Source organism: Megasphaera jansseni (genome assembly GCF_047974155.1).
In the GTDB taxonomy this organism is placed as follows: domain Bacteria; phylum Bacillota; class Negativicutes; order Veillonellales; family Megasphaeraceae; genus Megasphaera.
In genome coordinates this window covers 1-21,939 of record NZ_JBHYRR010000040.1, presented here as the reverse complement: position 1 = coordinate 21,939, position 21,939 = coordinate 1, and the positions used below count along the sequence as shown (strand labels likewise).

Annotated in this window: 28 protein-coding genes, 2 rRNA genes and 1 pseudogene; 9 read left to right on the top strand and 22 right to left on the bottom strand. The window is 47.8% G+C overall.

Features of this window, described 5'->3' with window-relative positions:
• Positions 1-94: 94 nt before the first annotated feature.
• The 6 genes and pseudogenes from ACE418_RS12435 to ACE418_RS12410 form a co-directional block, all read right to left on the bottom strand.
• Positions 95-337, bottom strand: coding sequence for a hypothetical protein (locus tag ACE418_RS12435; RefSeq protein ID WP_027895163.1), 243 nt, complete (start codon positions 335-337; stop codon positions 95-97).
• 184 nt (positions 338-521) lie between these two features.
• Positions 522-959, bottom strand: a complete 438-nt coding sequence (locus ACE418_RS12430; protein ID WP_337544486.1) for a very short patch repair endonuclease — start codon at positions 957-959, stop codon at positions 522-524.
• Entirely contained in the window at positions 952-1,158 is a 207-nt protein-coding gene (locus ACE418_RS12425) for a DNA cytosine methyltransferase (RefSeq protein WP_416450903.1), read from the bottom strand. The genes ACE418_RS12430 and ACE418_RS12425 overlap by 8 nt, the downstream gene beginning before the upstream one ends.
• A 170-nt stretch (positions 1,159-1,328) precedes the next feature.
• A pseudogene (locus ACE418_RS12420) lies at positions 1,329-2,054 on the bottom strand (DNA cytosine methyltransferase); the annotation flags it as partial.
• A 479-nt stretch (positions 2,055-2,533) separates the two neighbouring features.
• Positions 2,534-2,704, bottom strand: coding sequence for a hypothetical protein (locus ACE418_RS12415; RefSeq protein WP_199791900.1), 171 nt, complete (start codon positions 2,702-2,704; stop codon positions 2,534-2,536).
• A gap of 151 nt (positions 2,705-2,855) precedes the next feature.
• Complete coding sequence (locus ACE418_RS12410; protein WP_416450902.1) at positions 2,856-3,692, bottom strand: helix-turn-helix domain-containing protein; 837 nt, start codon at positions 3,690-3,692, stop codon at positions 2,856-2,858.
• Between the two features lie 108 nt (positions 3,693-3,800).
• Here ACE418_RS12410 and ACE418_RS12405 point away from each other — a divergent pair, with 108 nt between their 5' ends.
• The 7 genes from ACE418_RS12405 (at position 3,801) to ACE418_RS12375 (ending at position 8,224) form a co-directional block, all read left to right on the top strand.
• Positions 3,801-3,980 (top strand): DNA-binding protein, encoded by a 180-nt coding sequence (locus ACE418_RS12405; RefSeq protein WP_337544484.1) that lies wholly within the window; start codon positions 3,801-3,803, stop codon positions 3,978-3,980.
• A 171-nt stretch (positions 3,981-4,151) separates the two neighbouring features.
• On the top strand, positions 4,152-5,042 hold the full coding sequence (locus ACE418_RS12400; protein WP_416450901.1) for a hypothetical protein: 891 nt from the start codon (positions 4,152-4,154) through the stop codon (positions 5,040-5,042).
• Positions 5,039-5,218: a hypothetical protein gene (locus ACE418_RS12395; protein WP_278949274.1), complete on the top strand. Its 180-nt coding sequence runs from the start codon at positions 5,039-5,041 to the stop codon at positions 5,216-5,218. The genes ACE418_RS12400 and ACE418_RS12395 overlap by 4 nt, the downstream gene beginning before the upstream one ends.
• Positions 5,219-5,318: 100 nt before the next feature.
• Complete coding sequence (locus tag ACE418_RS12390; protein WP_416450900.1) at positions 5,319-5,888, top strand: MobC family plasmid mobilization relaxosome protein; 570 nt, start codon at positions 5,319-5,321, stop codon at positions 5,886-5,888.
• The gene (locus ACE418_RS12385) at positions 5,780-6,634 is read left to right on the top strand and encodes a relaxase/mobilization nuclease domain-containing protein (RefSeq protein ID WP_370851145.1); all 855 of its coding nucleotides are present in this window, start codon (positions 5,780-5,782) and stop codon (positions 6,632-6,634) included. Before ACE418_RS12390 ends, ACE418_RS12385 begins: the two co-directional genes overlap by 109 nt.
• A 15-nt stretch (positions 6,635-6,649) precedes the next feature.
• The gene (locus tag ACE418_RS12380; RefSeq protein WP_027895172.1) at positions 6,650-7,141 is read left to right on the top strand and encodes a hypothetical protein; all 492 of its coding nucleotides are present in this window, start codon (positions 6,650-6,652) and stop codon (positions 7,139-7,141) included.
• A gap of 15 nt (positions 7,142-7,156) precedes the next feature.
• Positions 7,157-8,224 (top strand): site-specific integrase, encoded by a 1,068-nt coding sequence (locus ACE418_RS12375; protein WP_027895173.1) that lies wholly within the window; start codon positions 7,157-7,159, stop codon positions 8,222-8,224.
• 108 nt (positions 8,225-8,332) lie between these two features.
• Here ACE418_RS12375 and rplL read toward each other — a convergent pair whose 3' ends face one another.
• From rplL to ACE418_RS12315, 12 genes are all read right to left on the bottom strand, one after another.
• Positions 8,333-8,701, bottom strand: coding sequence for a 50S ribosomal protein L7/L12 (gene rplL, locus ACE418_RS12370; RefSeq protein WP_416450899.1), 369 nt, complete (start codon positions 8,699-8,701; stop codon positions 8,333-8,335).
• A 58-nt stretch (positions 8,702-8,759) separates the two neighbouring features.
• Positions 8,760-9,317 (bottom strand): 50S ribosomal protein L10, encoded by a 558-nt coding sequence (gene rplJ / locus ACE418_RS12365; protein ID WP_416450898.1) that lies wholly within the window; start codon positions 9,315-9,317, stop codon positions 8,760-8,762.
• Positions 9,318-9,489: 172 nt separating this feature from the next.
• Positions 9,490-10,206, bottom strand: a complete 717-nt coding sequence (gene rplA, locus ACE418_RS12360; protein ID WP_416183629.1) for a 50S ribosomal protein L1 — start codon at positions 10,204-10,206, stop codon at positions 9,490-9,492.
• A 61-nt stretch (positions 10,207-10,267) separates the two neighbouring features.
• Positions 10,268-10,693, bottom strand: coding sequence for a 50S ribosomal protein L11 (rplK, locus tag ACE418_RS12355; protein WP_014015371.1), 426 nt, complete (start codon positions 10,691-10,693; stop codon positions 10,268-10,270).
• 89 nt (positions 10,694-10,782) lie between these two features.
• On the bottom strand, positions 10,783-11,322 hold the full coding sequence (gene nusG / locus ACE418_RS12350) for a transcription termination/antitermination protein NusG (protein WP_416450897.1): 540 nt from the start codon (positions 11,320-11,322) through the stop codon (positions 10,783-10,785).
• Between the two features lie 15 nt (positions 11,323-11,337).
• Complete coding sequence (gene secE / locus ACE418_RS12345) at positions 11,338-11,577, bottom strand: preprotein translocase subunit SecE (RefSeq protein ID WP_020311058.1); 240 nt, start codon at positions 11,575-11,577, stop codon at positions 11,338-11,340.
• A 47-nt stretch (positions 11,578-11,624) separates the two neighbouring features.
• Positions 11,625-11,774 (bottom strand): 50S ribosomal protein L33, encoded by a 150-nt coding sequence (gene rpmG, locus ACE418_RS12340; protein ID WP_014015374.1) that lies wholly within the window; start codon positions 11,772-11,774, stop codon positions 11,625-11,627.
• Between the two features lie 239 nt (positions 11,775-12,013).
• Entirely contained in the window at positions 12,014-12,385 is a 372-nt protein-coding gene (locus tag ACE418_RS12335; RefSeq protein ID WP_416450896.1) for a nucleotidyltransferase substrate binding protein, read from the bottom strand.
• A gap of 158 nt (positions 12,386-12,543) precedes the next feature.
• Positions 12,544-13,980 carry an aspartate ammonia-lyase gene (locus ACE418_RS12330; RefSeq protein WP_416450895.1) on the bottom strand — a complete coding sequence of 479 codons (1,437 nt, stop codon included), beginning with the start codon at positions 13,978-13,980 and terminating at the stop codon, positions 12,544-12,546.
• A gap of 270 nt (positions 13,981-14,250) precedes the next feature.
• Positions 14,251-14,436 carry a ferredoxin gene (locus ACE418_RS12325; protein WP_416450894.1) on the bottom strand — a complete coding sequence of 62 codons (186 nt, stop codon included), beginning with the start codon at positions 14,434-14,436 and terminating at the stop codon, positions 14,251-14,253.
• A 127-nt stretch (positions 14,437-14,563) separates the two neighbouring features.
• On the bottom strand, positions 14,564-15,733 hold the full coding sequence (locus ACE418_RS12320; RefSeq protein WP_416450893.1) for an iron-containing alcohol dehydrogenase: 1,170 nt from the start codon (positions 15,731-15,733) through the stop codon (positions 14,564-14,566).
• Between the two features lie 130 nt (positions 15,734-15,863).
• Positions 15,864-16,136, bottom strand: a complete 273-nt coding sequence (locus ACE418_RS12315; RefSeq protein WP_416450892.1) for a heavy-metal-associated domain-containing protein — start codon at positions 16,134-16,136, stop codon at positions 15,864-15,866.
• 225 nt (positions 16,137-16,361) lie between these two features.
• Between ACE418_RS12315 and ACE418_RS12310 the strand changes: the two genes are divergently transcribed.
• On the top strand, positions 16,362-17,738 hold the full coding sequence (locus tag ACE418_RS12310; protein ID WP_416450891.1) for an amino acid permease: 1,377 nt from the start codon (positions 16,362-16,364) through the stop codon (positions 17,736-17,738).
• Positions 17,739-18,211: 473 nt separating this feature from the next.
• Here ACE418_RS12310 and ACE418_RS12305 read toward each other — a convergent pair whose 3' ends face one another.
• Entirely contained in the window at positions 18,212-18,859 is a 648-nt protein-coding gene (locus ACE418_RS12305; protein ID WP_416450890.1) for a flavodoxin family protein, read from the bottom strand.
• Between the two features lie 159 nt (positions 18,860-19,018).
• On the opposite strand from ACE418_RS12305, the gene ACE418_RS12300 reads away from it, so the two are divergent.
• A complete protein-coding gene (locus tag ACE418_RS12300; RefSeq protein WP_416450889.1) occupies positions 19,019-19,348 on the top strand; it encodes a winged helix-turn-helix transcriptional regulator in 330 nt (109 codons plus the stop codon).
• On the opposite strand, the gene eno is transcribed toward ACE418_RS12300, so the two are convergent.
• The 3 genes from eno to ACE418_RS12285 all read right to left on the bottom strand — a co-directional run.
• The gene (gene eno, locus ACE418_RS12295) at positions 19,333-20,634 is read right to left on the bottom strand and encodes a phosphopyruvate hydratase (RefSeq protein WP_416450888.1); all 1,302 of its coding nucleotides are present in this window, start codon (positions 20,632-20,634) and stop codon (positions 19,333-19,335) included. The two genes, ACE418_RS12300 and eno, sit on opposite strands and share 16 nt — an antisense overlap.
• A 935-nt stretch (positions 20,635-21,569) precedes the next feature.
• Positions 21,570-21,686, bottom strand: a 5S ribosomal RNA gene (gene rrf, locus ACE418_RS12290).
• A gap of 69 nt (positions 21,687-21,755) precedes the next feature.
• Positions 21,756-21,939 (bottom strand): 23S ribosomal RNA (locus tag ACE418_RS12285); the annotation flags it as partial.

The following is a 21,939-nucleotide window of genomic DNA, read 5'->3' as shown; positions in this document are numbered from 1 at the left end:
TCAAAGCCTCAGACTTATGAAGAAAGGATAGCATAAGTCTGGGGCTTTTTCTATACACTAATTTATTTTCCGCTTACACTTCCTCCTCTTCAGCTTACTTCTTAAGCGAAAATTTTGTAGTCTTTTCCGTATCCTGCGCACTGAACTTCTTTTTCGCATCTTTTATGGCATTTTCAATCGCGCTGAAAATCTGATTCACGTCAGACTGCGAATATTCATAAATGCTAGGATTTGAACAGTTACCAAGCAGGTCAACCATATTCAGAATTTTATTTGTACGCGCTTCTGCAATACGTACGAACTTCTCTCTCTTTGATTCTTTCTTCTTCTCAGCCATAATAATTTCCTCCTACATATAAAAAATATATGTGCACCTTATAAGTTTATAATAAGCTGCCAGGTATATTATTGTCAATATTATTTTTATATTATTTTTAAAATAATATAAAAATATCCGCATTTATTAATGTCATTTTTTGTTTGTAAATAATTGCTAATCCCGATTTATATTTCAAATATTTTTAATCAGCATTTAATTTGTTTTTAAGCACAGCTTTTTTTACAGTATCCACACACACGTCCGGACTTTTCAAAACATCTCTGCTCCAGAAACGTAAAACCGTGAACCCAAGGCCGTTCAAAGCTGCCTCAGACTCACGGTCCCGCTGCATGTTCTTTTCAATTTTTGGAACCCAGTAAGATGGATTATTCCCAGCCAAAACTTTCTCCTTCTTTCCTGTATTCCAGTCTTTGCCGTGAAAGTATTCTCCGTCGACAAAGATACAGATATGATATTTCAGAATCACAATATCCGGCTTCCCGGGAAGATTCTTTACATTCTTTCTGTAACGGAAACCAGCATGCCATAAACGTTTCCGAAGCACAAGCTCCGGCTTCGTATCTTTCGATCGAATATGCTGCATATTCCGATGTCGTTCTTCCGGCGTCATATCATCCATTTTTTCTCCCCTTTTTTGACTTTGCCTTCTGATCCCCATCCATGTTCGGTTCAATCCACGGATAGTCTACCCCCGCAAAGCTATCAAGCACCGCCTGAGTAACAATACGTGACAGTTCACACGGCACTGCCATACCAATCTGACGGCGTACAGAAGCGTATTTACCCGTGAAGGTATAAGTATCGGGGAAAGTCTGAATACGCGCTCTCTCGCGGTTTGTGAGTTCTCTAGCGCCCTTCCAGTAATAACCCCAAGTGCCGCCTCCGCCATATACCCTGGTTTATCAGGATGCAATTTCCGGTATATCTGGGAAAAGCTGTAATGCTCCTTAATACGATACTCATCCGGGAAGTCCGGATTCTTCATTGCCTGCCAGATATTCTGTCCGGGAAGCGTATGCTCAAGTTTCCCAATGACTCTCTGCGTCAGCTTCTTTACCTCATTATTCGAAGCCCATTCCGGAATGCCTGCAAGCGCATGGCCCGCCGTCACATCAATATCCTTATACGGCTCAGGGCTTGGAACATGAAATTCCACTGGAAGATCCGCGCGAATACCGACGATAATATACCTGTGCCGAATCTGCGGAACGCCGTATTCCTCAGCTTTATAAAGATGTACCGTCAGCTTATAGCCGCTCTCCTCCATATCGGTAAGAATCTGCTTGAAATCACTGGTTCCTGCAGTACGGATACCGGAGACATTCTCTGCAATAAACCAGAGTGGTTTAAACATACGGAGCACTTCTATACCGTACCAATAGAGACGACCGAACTTTTCATTCTCCATCCCCTGATGTTCGCCGATACTGGAAAAGGAATTACACGGAAAGCCATAAGCAAATGCATTGATTGGATCAAGCTCCTTGATGTTCAACTTCCGAACATCTTTACAGATTACACTGTCCGGATTATCCGGGCAAATATTATTCCGATATGTAGCGCAGGTATCAGCGTCTACATCATTCGCCCAGACGTGCTGCACATCCAGAAGACCGTTACCGCTACGGGCGTGAAGAGCGCCGTAAGCGAGACCACCCGGACCACAGTAAAGCTCCCCAAGACGGAATGTATATTTTGTATCAAAATAAGCCATTATCTATCCTCTTTCTCGACGCAGTACTGGTCTACCCATTCTTTAATCACTCAGGATACATTCTTGCCAATAAATGCAACATACATTTTCAACTCGCAGTAAGCGATTCATAGATACACAGACGGATTTCTCCAATTCTTTATAACAACAAATAGCCCCGGATAAAATGTCTGATTTATATTTTCTGTCATAGCAAATTTTCCAATGCTGATATCTTCTATCGAAATTATTGTTTATATAGTTTCTATATGGGATTATATCATATGCAGCCAGATTTTGCAGCAGATTTAATGAAACACCGAACAGATTTTAGACTATTCCGACGTAGCGATTTTTGCACAGTGAACCTTGGAACTCCCTTTACTGGGGTCTAGAGCGAAATCATGACTAACTGACATTTCTCATAATTCTAATTTATATCACGGATACGGAAGATCAATATAAATGCAGAAAACACGCCCTTCATATTTAGGCAACAGCTACTTCAAGGCCAGCAAATTATCGCCGTGGATAATCATATTTTCGCTGCCGTTATCCTCTTCATGCTGGCCATTTTCATCATAGCTGTACTGGCGCTGCAAGACATGATAGGGCACTTCCAGATGATGATTTACAACTTTTTCTTTTCCAATCCATTCCAATGAGGGCATATATATTCCTCCATACGTATTAAATTTCCGTTTCTTTTTTTCATTTCTTGCTGCAATCGCTAATAAACCAATTCACATCATAAATTAGCAATTTCACACATATTAAAGTTCAAGTTTATTCGTTTTTTTATTAATTAAACTTCCATAGTCTCTATTTTTTTTTCGCTGTATTCAAATTCTTAATTTCGTCATGGATTTTTTGTAATTTCTCTTTTTCCAATTGCCTGAAAGCTTCTTCAACATCGTAAACTGGCATTTTAGGACCTGCATTTGCTGCTACCGGCATTAATAATTCCGCCAAATTAACAGCCCGCTCTTGAGCTTTCTTTCCTGGTTCTTTATAATCCTCTGTCTTTATTCCGATGAGCTTATGGAGATTCATTTTTGTCCAAGCCAATACACCGCGTTTATTTTTACCATTAAGGATATAGTGATAGGCCCAATATAAATCTTCAAGGGAAACTAACCGTAAAAGCACCAACAAATTTGCTCTAGCTGATAAGGAATAATCTTTTTTATGAGTATTATGATCGACATAGTATTCTATTCGTGACGAATAGTTAGTTATATTAAGACCATCTAAGTCCAAATATCCTTTACCAGAAATAAATTCTATTGCTTTTAAAAAGTCCGCACGATAACATTCACCAACTTCTCGACAATTTATATGATCATCATCAATTTCAGTGTATAATGCAATCTCCCCTAGATATACTGATTGCTCAGTATAAATATCTGATGAGCGCCCAAGAAGCCATTCTAATGAAATTCCAAAAAGATTAGTTAAAGAAATCAAATTTTCCATAGAAGGAAAACCTCTTTTATTTTCCCAATCATATAACGACGCTCTTGTACCTACTACAGTTAACATAGATGCTAATTCCGCCAATGATAGGCCGTAACTTCTGCGAATAGTTTTCAAATTTATCGAAAAACTATCTTTATAATTCTTCATACAGTTCACCTTTTTACAGTAAATTTTCATCATACAATTTTCTCTTGATTATTGACATTTTAGTAAATAGGTGCTATTCTTTAAGAAATCGTTAGTCTATTATTTTGTATGACACACCCTTACATAAAATGAGGCGATATTATGGAAACCAACGAAAAACTCATGCTCACTGCTGATGATGTTGCAAAAATTCTACAAGTCAAAGAATCCTGTGCATATCGCATTATCCGGCAGATGAACACAGAATTGGCTGCTATGGGTAAATTGGTCATCCGCGGCCGCGTCAATCGTCATTATTTTGAAAAGAAAATCTCTGTCTGATTTCATACAAAAAGAAAGGAATGGTTCCCTTGTTCATATTAAAAAAATCGGGTCGGATGTTGCCCCCATCCGACCCGACAGATAATGACTTCTCCCCCGCAAAAGGAAGTAGTCTATTACACTTTTATTTTAACATATTTAGGGGGCTTTTGTCAGCGAGAGGTGAAAAAAATGTCGCACAATAATACTAGAAATTACGCTTTATGGTTTGGACCTAAATTCATCAATGACACAGGCATAAAAAGCCTAAAACTAAAGCCAGATTCACATGGAATCGTTTTGGCCTGGATCTACAGTGAAGCGTTGGTGCTTTCAGCCAAAACAGGCGGCATCATCATCACCGATGAGACATTCCCAACGATTGCTCACCAGATTGCGGCGCAGATGTATGGAATCACGCCGGAAGAAGTCGCCGAGATGTTAAAATATTTCATCGGTATAGGATATATCAAAGTAGAAGGCAGACAATATAAATTCCTGCAGGTACCGGCCTTCATCACACACGAAACAGACGCTGCTGCGCGCAAAGAAAATCAGCGCCATAACCAGAAGCAAGATAACACATTCCAAGGGACCAGTCTGTCTCCAAACACCTCTGTGGAACGATTCCCCAAACAACAACAACAAACAACAAAACAATATTTACACAGAGGGAGAGACAATAAAAACAACAACAAACAACAACAAACAGAGAACGTTATGAAAAGAATTTCTCTGTTCATAAGTTGGGGGATTGCCGCTGATGCAGCACAAAAATTAGCAGTCTTACCTCACATCCAAGCTTACAGTGACGAATACTTAAAAGAAATCCTAGCATATGTCAGTAAACGGTCAAGTGACAACCTGCCTGGGTACCTCCGCTCGCTGCTGGAAAACCCAACGTTAGACCTCCACGGCAGAGCTAAGCAGAGATGGAAAAAGGTGTATGATTCCAATTGCCCTAAATGTCATGGCACAGGCACTTATACGGTGAAAGTCGATAACGGCAATGACTACGCAGATGATGTCGTCATTCATTGTGACTGCTGGAAAAAATATCGGACTGGAGGTGCTGCCAAATGATTTCGCAAAAAGAAGCGCTCGACCTGATGAAAATGGTGACTCAGCATATCACCTTATCCAGTGACTGGACTGACGGTCCTCCGGTAGCTCTTTTCCGTGCAGATGGCTGCTGGTGTGTGCGTTATGCTTCCGGCAACTGGTGGCACTACTCATTGAAGGACAGGGTATGGTTTTAGGTGGGTTGCAAGATACGCCTGTTGTTCGCACGCGAAGCAACAGGCTGTCTTGCCCAAAGGGGCGCTGCCCCCTTGGGAATCCCCCGGAAAGGATCGACAAATGAAAGAAGACCGTATTTATTTTCGCGTCACCAATCTGCAAAAACAGCAGCTCCTCATCCACGCCCGCGAAGAGAATCTGACCCTGACAGATTACATCCTCCGCCATACGCTGGCCGATGAAAAAGCCCTCGACGATGAGGACAAAAATCTCGTGAAAGAAATCAATCGCATCGGCATCAATCTGAACCAAATCGCCCGGGCCCTCAATCGCGGCCAGAACTTCGCCGCTGAAGCCAAAGAAGTGCACCAGCAAATCAAGAAACTCGACGCCTTCTGTGATGAAATCTTAGCGGCCCGCAAGGCCTATTTCCGAGAGCTGAGGCAGTATCACAAGGAATTCTTGAAACTCTGCCAGAACGAAAACAAAAGCCGGGAACTGCTGAAGCAAATCGATGCTTCCATCAAGCTGAAAAAGCTGGAGTTAAAAAAACTGAAACTCTGCAAAGGGGGGCGTCATCCATGTCCATCCTTAAAGCCCTGCCGAGCCGCCGCAATCCGCAGGCTATCCAGCAGTATCTGCTGCAGGAGAAAAAGCTCCGCAACAGTTTTATCAGCGGCTCCCAGGTGAGGGCCCGTAATTTCGGCAAACAGTTCGACCAGGTGCAGCAGCTCTACGGTAAAACGACGGGCCGCCGCTATTACCACTACATCCTCTCGTTCAGCCCGGAAGAAACGCAGCAGCTTTCGCCGCGTGAAGTCAATCAAATGGGAGTCGAATTGGCCGAGGAATTTTTCGGCAAAAAGGGCTACCAGTTCGCCGTCGTCACTCACACCGATACGGATCACCTGCACGACCACATCGTCGTCAACGCCGTCAATCTGGAGAGCGGCAAAAAGCTGCACACATCCCGGCAGGATCTGAAGCAAATGAAGAGCCGTGTCAACGAGCTCTGCCAAAGCCGTGGCCTGCAGCCAATCCCGCAGCGCAACGAAGGCATTACGAACGGTGAATACTGGGCAGCGGCTCGCGGCCAAGACGTCTGGAAAGAGGAACTGCGGGAGGCCATCGATTGCGTCCGGCAGAAAGCGAAAAGTTACGATGATTTCAAGGCGACACTGGAAAATGAATGGGGCGTCACCGTCACGCGCGACCACGGCCGGGGCATGACCTATACCCACCCCACCAACGGCAAGAAGGTCCGCGGCCAAAAACTGGGCCCGGCCTACGACAAGCCCAGCCTGATGAAGGCCTTCACGACGGAAAAAGAAGCTGCCTATCACGCCCGCAACCAGGACGACTACGAAGAACGTCACCGCAAGAAGGATAAGCTCGAACGAGTCGAAGAAGAAATGTATCGCGGCTGGAGCCTGTAAAGGAGGAATCAGCAAATGGCACTGACAAATAGAAACGGCCTGACGCCGGGACAAGTGACACTGCAGAAAGAAATTCTCGACCGGTTCGGCGCGCTGGAAGCCCAGAATACTGAGCTGAAAACGCAGAACGCCGCACTGGAAAATCATGTCGCTGAACTAAAGGAAGCGCTGCAGAAATTCCAGAAGGAAAGCGACGCCGGCCAGACCCATACTTTAGAAGAACTGCAGGCAGACATCCACCGAACTGACGACAAGGTCTTCTCTTTCGGTCAGGAAATCAGCGATAAACTGGAAGAACAGCATGGCCTGATCAAGCCCCTGCTCTTCGCACTCCTGGCGTTTCTGCTCCTGAACTTCTTTCTCACCTACACGGCCGTCAAATCCGCCCGTCAGGCCCGCGACGGTGTTTATACTATCAATGAGCTCTTGCGCGGTGACACGTCTTTCTGGTATGATGCTGATAATCATCAGCTCTACGTCAGGGACCGCAGCGACACCGGGCAATAGCAGAAAGGAAAAACCATGCCTGTCTATCGAGATGAAAAGACAAAGAAATACTATGCCAAATTTTATTACAAGGATTGGCGCGGCCAGCGTCATCAAAAACTAAAACGCGGCTTTTCCCGTTCCCAGGAAGCCAAAAAGTACGAAAGGGATTTCCTTAACGAGCTGACTCAGGGCAGTTTGATTACCTTCGAGCATCTCTGCCAGCATTATCTCAGCGACAACGAAGGGCGCCTGAAGCCGACGACGCAGTATACCAGTAAAAACATCATCCGGAACTGGCTCCTGCCCGTTTTTTCGGATATGCCCATCAACCAGATTACACCGCTTATGATCCGCAAATGGCAGACAGAACTAATGCAGCACAGCAACCTGGCGCCGACTTATCAACGCTCGATTAACACGAAATTGTCGGCCCTCTTCAACTACGCTGTCAAATACTACAACTTGCCGGAAAACCCTGTACGCAAGGCAGGAACTATCGGCAGCAGCCGTTCACCGCACTTGTCCTTCTGGACGCTTGACGAATTCAAGACCTTCCTGAGCGGCTTGACCGATGAAGAGGATGTCAGCTTCCGCGTCGCTTTTACGACGCTTTTTTTTACGGGACTGCGCCTGGGCGAACTGCTGGCCCTCACACCGGCAGACTGCAATTTCCAGGCCCATACGCTGCGGATCAACAAGAATTACGTCCAAGTCACAGGGGCCAAGATAATCCAGACGCCAAAAACATCTAAAAGCAACCGTACCATCAGCATCCCCCTCTTTCTGTGCAAAATCCTGCAAACTCACATAAACCGTCTCTATTCGCCGGACCAGCGTATTTTCTTCAACCTCAACAAGAGCAGCCTCACCCGGAAATTAAAAGCGACCGCAAGGGAAACGGGCGTCAAAGTCATCCGGCTGCACGATCTGCGTCACTCTCATGCGTCGCTGCTCATCGAAATGGGCTTTTCCCCGTTGGTCATCGCCGACCGCCTGGGGCATGAAAAAATCACGACGACGCTGCAGATTTACTCGCACCTTTATCCTAATAAACAAGCCGAGGTTGCCGAGAAGTTAGATACTGTCGATTTCAATTTTTAGAAATTTTAGTATCAAAATAGTATCAAATCGCCTTTCCCGGGAAATGAAAAAAGCTCTGCAAACCGCATATTCATGCGATTTGCAGAGCTTGTAATTTCACGAATGAAATTATTTGAGTTCGACAGTAGCGCCAGCTTCTTCGAGTTTAGCTTTGAGAGCTTCAGCGTCAGCTTTAGCAACGCCTTCTTTAACAGCTTTCGGAGCGCCGTCAACGAGAGCTTTAGCGTCTTTCAAGCCGAGGCCCGTAACTTCACGGACAACTTTGATAACGCCGATTTTTTTGTCGCCAGCAGCTTTGAGGATAACGTCGAATTCGGATTTTTCTTCAGCAGCAGCAGCGCCAGCAGCCGGAGCAGCAGCAACTGCAACCGGAGCAGCAGCGGAAACGCCGAATTTGTCTTCCATAGCTTTTACGAGATCGGAAAGTTCGAGAACAGTCATATTTTCAATGGCTTCCATGATTTCTTCTTTAGTCATTTTGAAATACCTCCATAGTATCAATTTTTGAGTTTAATTTTTTAGTTATGTAAGCTAATTAAGCAGTTTCCTGTTCTGCTTTTTTAGCGCGTACAGCGTCAAGCACATAAACGATATTGCGGATATTGCCCTGGAGTACGTTGACAAGGCCAGAGATAGGAGCCTGCATGCTGCCAACCAATTTTGCGAGAAGTTCGTCGCGGCTCGGCAAGCTTGCCAGAGCGTCAACAGCTGCAACATCAATGACCTGACCATCAACCAAGCCTGCTTTTACAGTCAAGGCTTCGGTCTTTGTTTCTTTGATGAATTCTTTGAGGATCTTAGCCGGAGCTACAGCATCTTCTGCGGAAAATGCGAGAGCCGTCGGACCTTCGAGAATAGCATCTAATGCATTATAGCCGAGTTCGTCAGCAGCGATACGAGTCAAAGTGTTTTTGATGACTTTGTATTCGACACCGCCTTCGCGGAACTTACGGCGAAGTTTCGTAGCATCAGCAACGGTGAGGCCGGAGAAACCAACGAAAACAGCGCCCTGAGCGGACTGCATTTTTTCTTTCATTTCTTCAACGACAGCAGCTTTTGCCGGAGAAACCGGATGATTTGCATATGTGGACATGAGTTCGATACACCTCCTTGAACTGGGATTTATATCGTCTTAGCAATCAAAAACGGCCTCATGGAAACCACGAGGCCGAACTAGTCAAAGTCAGATATCTGCTAGTTTCATAGCCTCAGATGGCGGACATACGTCCATTATACATACCTTCAGTCTACAGCTAAGAGAGATATTAATTTTCTTCTTTCTTTGCAGCACCTTTGATGCTGTACTGGTTGATGTGGATGCCAGGGCCCATCGTGGAGCTAACCGTGATGGATTTAATGTACTGGCCTTTTGCACCCGACGGTTTAACTTTGATGAGTGTATCAACCAAAGCAGTCAGGTTGTCAACCAATTTATCTGCGTCGAAAGATTTTTTACCGATAGAAGAATGAATATTGCCGGCTTTATCCGTGCGGTATTCAACTTTACCAGCTTTACTTTCGCTAACAGCTTTTGTAACGTCCATCGTAACAGTACCAACCTTCGGGTTAGGCATGAGGCCTTTAGGACCGAGGATTTTACCGAGACGACCAACTTTACCCATCATGTTCGGAGTAGCGATTGCTACATCGAAGTCGAGCCAGCCACCTTTGATCTTTTCTACGAGATCATCAGCACCAACATAGTCAGCGCCAGCAGCTAAAGCTTCTTTTTCTTTATCGCCCTGAGCAAATACGAGGACAGTCTTGGATTTACCAGTGCCATGGGGCAGTACCAAGGCGCCGCGGACCTGCTGGTCGGCGTATTTCGGATCTACGTTAAGGTTTACGGCCAATTCAACCGTTTCGTCGAATTTGGCAGTATCCATCTTTTTCAAGATGTCAATTGCTTCTGCAACATCATACTGTTTCTGTTTATCGAACAGTTTTGCGGCTTCAGCATATTTCTTGCCTACTTTTGCCATGTTTCTTCCTCCTTATGTGGTTTAGCGGGTTACCCCTTCCACGGGCAGACAAACCATCGAATTAGTCGACGATTTCGATACCCATGCTGCGAGCTGTGCCTTCAATCATCTTCATAGCAGCTTCAACGTCGTTAGCGTTGAGGTCCGGCATCTTAGTCGTTGCGATTTCGCGGACTTTGTCGCGGCCCAATTTAGCTACTTTTTTCTTGTTCGGTTCGCCCGAAGCTTTGTCCAAACCTGCTGCTTTCTTCAAGAGAACGGCAGCCGGCGGTGTTTTCGTAATGAAAGTGAAGGAACGGTCTTCATAGACTGTGATTTCGACAGGGATGATGAAGCCAGCCTGTTTAGCTGTACGTTCGTTGAATTCCTTGACGAAAGCCATGATGTTGACACCAGCCTGGCCTAATGCAGGGCCAATCGGAGGCGCCGGAGTTGCTTTACCAGCTTCACACTGGAGTTTTACCATTCTTGCTACTTTTTTTGCCATGGTGAGTTACACCTCCTTACATTACAAGATGTGGTCAAACGAATCTTACGATTCTCCCACTCGCGGCAAGTTGCCGCATTTAGAAGTATTTATTCCAGACCCTTCTCGATTTGAGAATAGTCGACTTCTACTGGAGTTTCTCGGCCAAACATATTGACAAGGCCTTTGACAGTTCCTTTTTCTTCATTGATTTCCGTGACAACGGCTATGCAATTTTCAAAAGGACCTTCGGTAATGCGCACTTCTTCGCCAACTTCGACAGAGATATGCGTTTTCGGTTCGCTGTCCATCCCCTGTGTCTTCAGAATCTTTTCGACTTCCTTCGGTTCCAGCGGGATAGGCTTGGTAGCCGAGCCAACAAAGCCGGTGACACCCGGCGTATTGCGGACGACATACCAGGAACGGTCATTGACTTCCATTTCGATGAGAACGTACCCAGGGAATATTTTCCGTTTGACGGTCCGTTTCTTCCCATCCTTGACGTCAATTTCATCTTCCATTGGAATGAGAATACGGTTAATGACGTTTTCCAACCCCATGGATTTGACCTTTTGTTCCAGCGTTTGCATTACTTTATTTTCATAACCGGAATACGTATGGATGACATACCATTTCATATCTGCTTCCATTTAAGCGCAAGCCTCCTATCCGACAACAAGCTGAAGTAACTTGAACAGCTGTGAAAATACACCATCAGCTACGCCAATGATTACCATTACGACGATGGTAGCGACAATGACCATAACCGTGTAGTTGATCAATTCCTTCTTCGTCGGCCAGATGACTTTTTTCATTTCTACCTTTACGCCAGATAAAAATGATTTGCCCGGGTTCTTTTTCTTGTTCTTATTCTTTTGTGCTGCTTTTTTAGCTGAAAGTGCCATATAACCTCTCACATCCAAATAAGATTAGCACAATCTTATTCAATCAATTATTTCGTTTCTTTGTGTAATGTTTCTTTTTTGCAGAACGGGCAGTATTTTTTCAGTTCCAAACGATCCGGATTGTTCTTCTTGTTTTTGTTCGTCCGGTAGTTACGCTGTTTGCATTCTGTGCATGCCAAAGTGATAGCTGTACGCATTCCTTACACCTCTCTTAAAAATAGTCACAAGCCTAGTGTTACGTAAGACTGCCTTTATAATGTATCACAACAGTCCCCTCTAAGTCAAGGAATTTTTTCTGTAACTTAAAAAAAGCCAGGCGTTGGTGAACGCCTAACTTTAGTTATTTTAACATGTGACGACCGTCCTGTCAAGAGATTTTCCATAATTCCATAGCGGGCCGCTGGCCGTGTATTTTTTTGTGACTTGTGGCCTGCGTCTATCGCAGCGCCTCCGCATCTGAATCGTACAACGCCGCCAGGGCGTCCTGGTATGTCCCCAAGATGCGTCCTACCTGTGTTTCTACAGCATCCTGGCTGCCGTGGCGGTCGCGGAGCATGGCCAGCCATATGTCTTCGTCGACGAAGAGGAACTGCTCGTACGCCGCGGCGATGAGTTCCTTGGCGGACCCCATGGCAGCCATGCCCTGGCCGTCCCGCTTCAGGGCTTCGCGAAAGGCCATGAGCCCCAAATCGAAGGTCTCCTGGAAGATGTGGACGATGCCATGACAGACGAAGGGATCCGTTAAATCCGCTTCCCTGGCCTGCTGCAAAAGCTGTATATGTTCTCGAAAATTATCCTGCCAATCCATAGCTGCCTCCCCAAACATCAAACATCAAACATCAAACATCAAACATCAAACATCAAACATCAAACATCAAACCTATTATAATGGATTTCCGGCAAAAAAAGAAGCAGCCCTGCTGTCAGGAGGAGACAGGGCTGCTTCGGCGATAAATGGCTTGGGAATTAGCCAGAGATTTTCTGTTGTGCCAGATAGGTTTCTTCCAAGACCTGTTTGCCGGCAATGCCCGGCTGGGTCATTTCCTGCGGCGACAGGATAATGTCCATCTGTTCCTTCGTCAGATAACCATGTTCGAGGATGATTTCCCGAATCGGACGGCCTGTGGCATAGGCTTCCTTGGCCAACATGGACGACCGTTCATAGCCGATGTGCGGCAAGAGGGCCGTGACGATGCCGACGCTGTGGTCGACCCAGGACTGGCAGGCTTCTTTGTTGGCCTTGACGTCTTTGAGCAGGTATTTGACGAAGGCGTGGATAGCATTGGTCAAATACTGCATGGAGTGGAAAAGGTTGAAGGCCATGACCGGTTCCATGACGTTCAGTTCGAACTGGCCGTTTTCGACGCCCAGGCTGATGGCCATATCGTTGCCGATAATCTGGTAGCACGTCTGGTCGAGGACTTCGGCCATGACCGGATTGACTTTCCCCGGCATGATAGAAGAACCAGGCTGACGGGCCGGTAGCTTCAATTCGTTGAGGCCACAGCGCGGACCGGAAGCCATGAGGCGGAAATCGTTGGCCATCTTGATGAGCATCAGGGCCGTGGCTTTCATATTGCCCGAAACTTCGGCAAAGATATCCGTATTATTGGTCATATCGATGAGGTTGCGGGCCGTGACGAAGATGTCACCGGTCAGCATGGAAAGTTTCGTCGCAACGGCTTTGATGTAAGCCGGTTCTGCATTGAGGCCCGTGCCGACAGCCGTGCCGCCCATGTTGATGACGTGGACGCCTTCGAGGGAGCGGGAAATGCGTTTGCGGCCGCGGGCGACAGCCGAAGCATAAGCGCCCATTTCCTGGCCGAGCGTGATGGGAACGGCATCCTGTAAGTGAGTACGGCCCATCTTGATGACATCTTTGAATTCATCGGCTTTGACATCCAGTTCCGTTTCCAGTTCCTTCAGGGCTGCCGTCAATTTCTTGCCCTTCATGCTCAGGCAGACTTTAATGCTCGTCGGGAAGACGTCGTTCGTCGACTGCGCCATGTTGGCGTGGTTATTCGGCGAGATGATGTCGTAACGGCCTTTTTCCTTGCCCAGGATTTCTAAGGCCCGGTTGCACAAGACTTCGTTCATGTTCATGTTGACAGAAGTACCGGCACCACCCTGGATCGGATCAACAGGGAACTGGTCCAGCCACTGGCCATCAATGATTTCACTGGCAGCCTGTACCAGGGCATTACCGATTTTCTTATCGAGCCGTCCCGTTTCCATGTTGGCGAGAGCAGCTGCTTTTTTGACAATGGCCATGGCCTGGATGAAGTCCGGATCCAGATGTTCACCTGTAATATGGAAGTTTTCCATAGCCCGCATGGTCTGTACGCCATAATAAACATTATCCGGTACATTCATTTCACCTAAAAAGTCATGTTCTGTTCTCATAATATCCTCCCCAATAACAAAACCTTGCAATAGATGCATTAAATATTTTGTATACAGTATTCAAGTAATAATTACAGCGTTTCCGCTGCAATTAAATTCATACCCCTCCGGCGCCCCCACGCCGGTACATACAGAAAAGGCGCTGCTGAAATTGCTTTCAACAGCGCCTTTGCCGTACGTACTATGAATTTACCTATATCATAGTGCATGAACGGGCAGATGTCAATATTTATTCCACCACTTTATGTTTTATTTAGACTTCTTACAGCCTCAGGCTTCTTCGATGACCCCAGCCGGACAGGAGTTCATGGCTTCCTGAGCAGCATCGTTGGTAGCTTCCGTCGATTCAGCATAGGCTTCGGCCATACCCGTATCATCGTTCATACGGAAGACTTCCGGGCAGGTCCCGGCGCACATACCACAGGCAATACACGTATCGTTTACTTTATATTTCATAGTGAGTCACTCCTTTGTCCGGACTCTTCTATCCGGAATACTTAGTCCAGTAAGTCATTCCTTACTGTGCCTATAGTATAGTCCGGCCCGGACAAAAGTGCTGTTGTATTTACAACATTTCAGCAAATTAGCGATACGATGCCTGATAAATGGCGACACAGTCTTCTTCGCTCATGGGCATGCGGTCGGCCATGAACAGGCCGGCCATGGCCGTCTTGGCATTGTGGGCCATCTTATGGAATTCGTCCGGGCTGATACCGTAATCGGACATCTTGAGGTTGGCGACGCCGCATTTTTCCTGTAATTCTTTCAGGGCGTCGAGGAAGTCTTCCGGTTTGGCCGCATCAGGACGGCCCATGTGGCGGGCCAGGATGATGAAGCGGTCGTCACAGACATGGATGTCAATCATGTGCGAGAAATAAGCCAGACTGATCATGATCAGACCGGCGCCGTGGGGCAGGGCCTGGTGGTAAGCGCTGAGGGCGTGTTCCAGCGAGTGTTCGCTCATGTTGGAACTGAGGCACATTTCCAAACCACCCAGATAGTTGCCGAAAGCCACGCGTTCGCGGGCCTTCATGTCGATGCCGTTCTGGACAGCCGTCGGCAAATAGGCACTGATCTGGGAGATAGCTTCCAAGGCGACCATTTCGCTCATCAGATTGGCTTTATTGGCCAGATAGCCTTCGATATTGTGGAACAAGGCATCGAACCCCTGATAGGCCGTGAACTTCGGCGGTACCGTTGCCATGAGTTCCGGATCGATGATGGCCAGGACCGGGAATAGGGATGGCCCCTTGACGGGCGTCTTTTCATTCGTATCTTCATTGGTGATGACACCACCGGCATCGGTTTCCGACCCGGTCCCGGCCGTCGTCGTAATGGCTACGATGGGCAGGGGCTTGATGGCAATGGGCTTGCCCTTGCCCGTACCCTGGGTGATGTAGTCCCATAAGTCGCCGTCATTGGTGGCTACGACAGCAATCCCTTTAGCCGCATCGATGCAGCTGCCGCCGCCCAGGGCGACGATGAAGTCACACTGGTTGTCTCTGGCCATGGCACCGCCGCGCATGACCGTCGATTTCAGGGGATTGGCTTCAACCTGGTCGAAGAGGACCGTTTCGACACCGGCTGTATGCAGTTCCTTTTCCGTCCGGTCCAGATAGCCGTTGACTTTCGTCGATTTCCCGTTGGAAATGACCAGCAGAGCTTTTTTGCCGGGAAGATCCTGTTCATGTAAATGATTGAGCTGACCAGCACCAAACAAGGCTTTTGTAGGGACAAACATCTGAAAAGACACGATAACACCACTCCTATACTGGGAATAAAAAAGAGTCTTATCCTGTTGCGGGTAAGACTCCATCGTCATGAATAAATTTAATTTACACGCTGATTATACTATAATATTTTATTTTTATCAACTTATTATTTTAATTTTTCTTCGGTTGCAGCGAAATATCCGTTACGCCATAGCCAGCATTGACAACGGTTTTTAATAACGTATCGTCGCTGACAGCATCGTCTACGATGACCTCAGCCTGGCCGCGCATCAAGTCGACCTTGACCTTGTTTACGCCGTCGACGGCTTTCAGGGCTTCGGTCACGTGCTTGGAGCAGTTCTGGCAGACCATACCGGTAATGTAGATATATTTTTTTGTCCCCTGAATATCATCGTGATGGAAGAGATTGCTAAAAAATCCCATAGGTCACGCCCCCTCTTTTTATTTTTGTAATGAATTCTCATCATCAATATTATAGCGTATCTTGCCGATATTGCAAGATGGGTCACAAAGGATACTGTATACACAAATCTATATTTATAAAACATATTGACGATGCTTACTGTATCATAGTACACTGTATTTAACAAAAAGTTTATACAATTTAACTTTTTTATTGTTTTTATTAAAAAAAAGGGGAGTGTTTTTATGTCGTTTTTCCATACGAAATCCGTTGCCCAGCTTCAGAGCGATGCAGAAAACTCAAAGCTGAGCAAAAACCTCAGCGTCCTGGACCTGACATTCCTCGGCGTCGGTGGTATCATCGGGGCCGGTGTCTTCGTCCTGACTGGGATCGCCGCTGCCCGTTATGCCGGGCCGGGCGTGGCCTTATCCTTTGTCATCGCCGGTATCCTCTGTATCCTCGTAGGGCTCACGTATAGTGAATTTTCCTCCTTCATCCCGGCTTCGGGCAGTGTCTATTCCTATACATTTGCCTCGCTGGGCGAAGGCATGGCCTTCCTCTGCGGCTGGTCCCTGCTCCTGGCCTATACGGTCACGGCCAGCGCCGTCGCCGTCGGCTTTTCAGGCTATCTGTCGGGCATGACGGCCTCCTTGGGCCTGGTAATCCCGGATTATCTGCTCAAGACGCCGGCTGAAGGCGGGCTGGTCAACCTGCCGTCCATCATCATTATCCTTTTATTGTGCTTAGTCCTCATCCGCGGTACCAAACAGAGTGCAAAATTGAACTTTGCCCTTATCCTCGTCGCTTTAGCGGCCATCATCGCCTTTGTCGTCATCGCTGCGCCTCATGCCCAGGCAGCTAACTTATCGCCCTTCATGCCTTTCGGCGTCCGCGGCGTCTGCAGCGGGGCGGCTATCGTCTTCTTCTCGTACATGGGCTTTGACGCCGTCGCGACGTCAGCCGAAGAATGTAAGCGCCCGTCACGGGACCTGCCTATCGGCATCATCGCGTCCATCGTCATCTGTATGGCCCTGTACATTGCCGTCTCCCTGTCGCTGACAGCTGCCATCAATTATACCCAGCTCGACACACCGGAACCGGTTGCCTACGCCCTGCGCCTCCTCGGCTGGCCCGGCATGGCTAACCTTATCGCCGTCGGCGTCCTGGCCGGTATCATCACGACGCTCATCGTCTACCTCTTCGGTCAGTCCCGCGTCTTCTTCGCCGTTTCCCGCGATGGGATGCTGCCGCAGAAACTCTGCAAGATCCATCCGACCTTCCATACGCCGTACTTGATCACCATTTGGGGCTCTATCCTCATCGCCATCATTTCCGGCTTCGTCCCGCTCATGCACATCGTCGAATTGTCCAACACAGGGACCTTGGCCGTCTTTTTGGTCAACTTCATCGGCATCGTCGTCATGCGCCGCAAACACCCGGAAATCCCGCGGAAATTCCATTGCCCGCTGCTCTATGTTATCGCCCCCATCGGTATCATCGTCTGTTTCTATCTGATTTATGAATTGTCGACCCTGACCCACCTCCTCTTCGCAGGCTGGATCATCCTGGGCCTTATCGTCTACTACGCTTACAGCCGTAAACACAGCATTGTACGGGAATAAATAAAAAAGGAGCTGTCGCATCGCGACAGCTCCTTTCAAGTTGTTAGTGGCTAGTTGTTAGTTGTTAGCAGATGGGTTTAAATTTAAAGCTTTTCTTTGCAAACTACAAACTCTGTGCTACAAACTATAAAGTAAACGGGGCATCACATGATGGCAGAAACCTTCGTGCGACAGCACCTTTTAAGTTGTTAGTGGCTAGCAGTTAGTGGTTCGTAAAACCATGCCTCATGGACCAAAAAAGCCGTGGCGCGTTGCTCGTGGTTCGTGGCTCGCAAAACCATGCCTCATGGATCTGTTACGTATATCATCGACTGTTCGCTACGGGCCGCCTTACCAGGACGGCCCCTACGCAGGCCCCGGCCGGGGTATTTTTTACGAGCTAAGGGTTTCCCGAAGCGTCGTTGTCAGTTTGAATCTGTCGCGGCGCAGCCGCATCTAATTCCGAGCGAACTGCGGACGGCTTCTCTTACACTTTAATGATTGAAATCCGTGCGATACGTTATTTCTACGTGGTCTTTGAACGATGTTTCTTTTTCCTGTTTGGCGAAGCCTTTCAGCATCCAGGCCATGTTGCGGCCAATGTTGCGCATGGTCTGCAGGCCTTCCAGGTCTTTGCGTACTTCATCCGGCGTCATGCCATGGACCATGTTCCAATACGTCGACGGGACGATGGGCATGCTAGCAATGCCGAAGTATTTATTCAGGGCATCAATGGATGCCGTCGTACCGCCGCGGCGGGCTGAAACGACAGCTGCACCGGGTTTGCCGGCAAAGACCGGATAGAGTTCCCCGACTGCCGACGAATAGAAAACGCGGTCCAGGAAAGACAAAATCTGTCCGCTGGGATGGGCGAAGTAAACGGGAGAGCCAAAGATGAATCCGTCAGCTTCTTTGGCCTTTTCCAGGAAACGATTGACGGCATCGTTATTATCATCTTTAAAGATACAGCCGTTGCCGCCGCATTTATTGCAGGCAATGCAGTCGCGGACCGGGCGGGCGCCTAACTGGAAAATTTCATAATCAACGCCTTGTTCCTTCAATCCTTTGCCGACTTCTTCCAATGCCGTATACGTGCAGCCTTTGATATGGGGACTACCATTAACCATCAATACTTTCATCATTCATTCCTCCTAAAAAAACTCCATGTCCTCTTAACAATACTTATTATAAGGACAGAAAGCCGATAGTACAAGAACGCACTATTAAGTAAGGTACTCCCCTTTTAGTAAGTATTCTTATACTTGCGTTATATGTTATACTATCAGAAAGGAGTGTATGCAATGAACAAAGATGACGATCAAATTTACATTGAACCCTTTGCCTATGCTTGTTCTCTCTTCGTCGGAAAGTGGAAAATGCACATTCTCTTCTGGCTCTGGCAAAAAGAAGTCATGCGTTATGGCCAGCTGAAGAAAGCTTTGGGGAAAGTCAGTCATAAAATGCTGTCCCAGCAGCTCAAAGAATTAGAAGGAGACGGCATCATTTACAGAAAAGAATATCCCCAAGTCCCGCCTAAAGTCGAATACAGACTGACGGAACTGGGGAAATCCCTGATGCCTATTCTACATGAAGTTTGTGCCTGGGGACACGACCATTACACGCCGCGCTGAATCCCAAATGCCTGGAAGCCAGGATAGGTGCCCTGACTGCCCAGCTCATCTTCAATCTGCAGCAAGCGGTTGTATTTCGCTACGCGTTCGCTGCGGTTCGGTGCACCGCTCTTGATTTGTGCCGTATTCAGTGCAACGGCCAAATCAGCAATGGAAGTATCTTCCGTTTCCCCGGACCGATGGGAAACGATGGCCCGATAGCCAGCGCGGTGCGCCATCTTGATAGCTTCCAATGTTTCCGATACGGAACCGATCTGATTGAGCTTGATGAGGATGGCGTTGCCGCAGCCCTGGGCAATCCCTTTGGCCAGGCGTTTCGTATTGGTAACGAATAAATCGTCACCGACAAGCTGTACACGCTGTCCCAAGGCCTTGGTCAAAGCCGTCCAGCCATCCCAGTCTTCTTCATCCAATCCATCTTCGATGGAATAAATGGGATAAGCCTGAGAAAGCTTCCGCCAATGGGCGATGAGTTCATCCGTCGTAAAGGATTGACCGCTCTTGGGCAGGACATAGACGCCCGGTTTCGGTCCTTTCCATTCACTGGCAGCTGCGTCGAGGGCCAGGACAAAATCTTTCCCCGGTTCATAGCCAGCTTTTTCAATGGCCTGGAGGATGTACTGGATAGCTTCTTCATCACTGGCTAAGTCAGGGGCAAAACCGCCTTCGTCACCGACCGAAGTGGCAAGGCCTTTCCCTTTCAGGAGGGCTGCCAGGGCATGGTAGACTTCAGCGCACCAGCGCAGGCCTTCCCGGAAAGAAGGAGCTCCGGCCGGCATAATCATGAATTCCTGAACGTCGACGGTATTGGCCGCATGAGCCCCGCCATTCAGAATATTCATCATCGGTACGGGCAGGCAATTGCCATTGACACCACCGAGAAAACGATAAAGGGGAATCCCCAGGGAAGCCGCTGCAGCACGGGCGCAGGCCAGCGATACTGCTAAGATGGCATTGGCGCCGAGCCGTGACTTGTCGTCCGTCCCGTCTGCATGAATCATCAGGCTGTCGACACCATAGGTATCAAACGGATTCTGTCCTCTCAGGACATCCTGTAAAATCGTATTGACGTGGCCGACGGCCTGGGTAACCCCTTTGCCGCCAAAACGCCGGGCATCGCCATCACGCAATTCCAGGGCTTCAAACTGCCCTGTCGAGGCTCCGCTGGGCGCAGCACTGCGGCCCAACGTCCCATCGGACAACCAAACATCAGCCTGTACAGTAGGATTGCCGCGCGAATCAAGAATTTCCCGGCCTACTACTTTTTCAATGCGAATATCTTTCATTATAAAGCCTCCTTCAAGGATGTGTAATCTATAGTAAATACTATATAATCAGTATGTTTACAGCTATATTATACAATACAAGAGGCCCATTCGCATAGTATTTTATGAGAATTGTTATTATTATAAAAGAATACACCAGGAAAGCTCTCACTTCCCACGAACTATTCACCAAGGGCGCCCCACATGGGCGCCCTTGCTGGCTGCTAATGGCTGGCTGCTGACGGCTAACAGCCCCCTATCCCGCCGAATCCAGGTTCCTGCTGTCTGGCTTGTACGCGGTCACTCCATCAGGTCTCGAGATTCGGCATAAGCGACTCACGCGGTTTTACGCGTCGCAAGCTCCTTCCAAACCGGTTCCCTGCTTATCCTCGGATAGGAAACCGCCGTGTCTCCCATCACCGGTCATGTATGATGGGTATCCCATAATTCCGAACGGGCGCCCAGGTGGGAGCCCTTGCTAACTGCTGACGGCTGACGGCTAACAGCCCCTCATCCCGCCGAATCCAGGTTTCTGCTGTCTGGCTGTACACGCTCACTCCATCAGGTCTCGAGATTCGGCATAAGCGACTCACGCGGTTTTGTGCGTCGCAGGCTCCTTCCAAACCGGTTCCCTGCTTATCCCAGGGGACCCTGCTCGGATAGGAAGCCGCTTACTACTCACTAACTACAAACTACAAACCACAAACTACGCTTTTCCCCCTATCCCGCCGAATCCATGTCTCTGCTGTCTGGCTGTACACGCTCACTCCATCAGGTCACGAGATTCGGCATAAGCGACTCACTCGGTTTTGTGCGTCGCAGGCTCCTTCCAAACCGGTTCCCTGCTTATCCCAGGGGACCCTGGTCGGATAGGAAGCCACTTAGTCTCCACTAGTCATGAAATCTAAATACAGACAACAAAAAAAGCACTAGCGTTTGCTAGTGCTTTTTTTCTGAATCAGCGGCTTCCTATCCTCCCAGGGGGCCTCCCCCCAAGTACTTTCGGCGTTTGCGGGCTTAACTGCTGTGTTCGGCATGGGAACAGGTGGATCCCCGCAGCTATCGCCACTGAATTATGTTGTTTCAGGATTTTCGTATCCTGACAACTGCATAAAAATGTTTTTCCTTTTCGAACCTTCTTCGTAGTCAAGTCCTCGGTCTATTAGTACCGGTCCGCTCCGTACATCGCTGTACTTCCACTCCCGGCCTATCAACCACATCGTCTTTGTGGGACCTTACTTACTAATGTAATGAGAAACCTCATCTCTAGGCTGGTTTCACGCTTAGATGCTTTCAGCGTTTATCCGTCCCCGACGTAGCTACCCA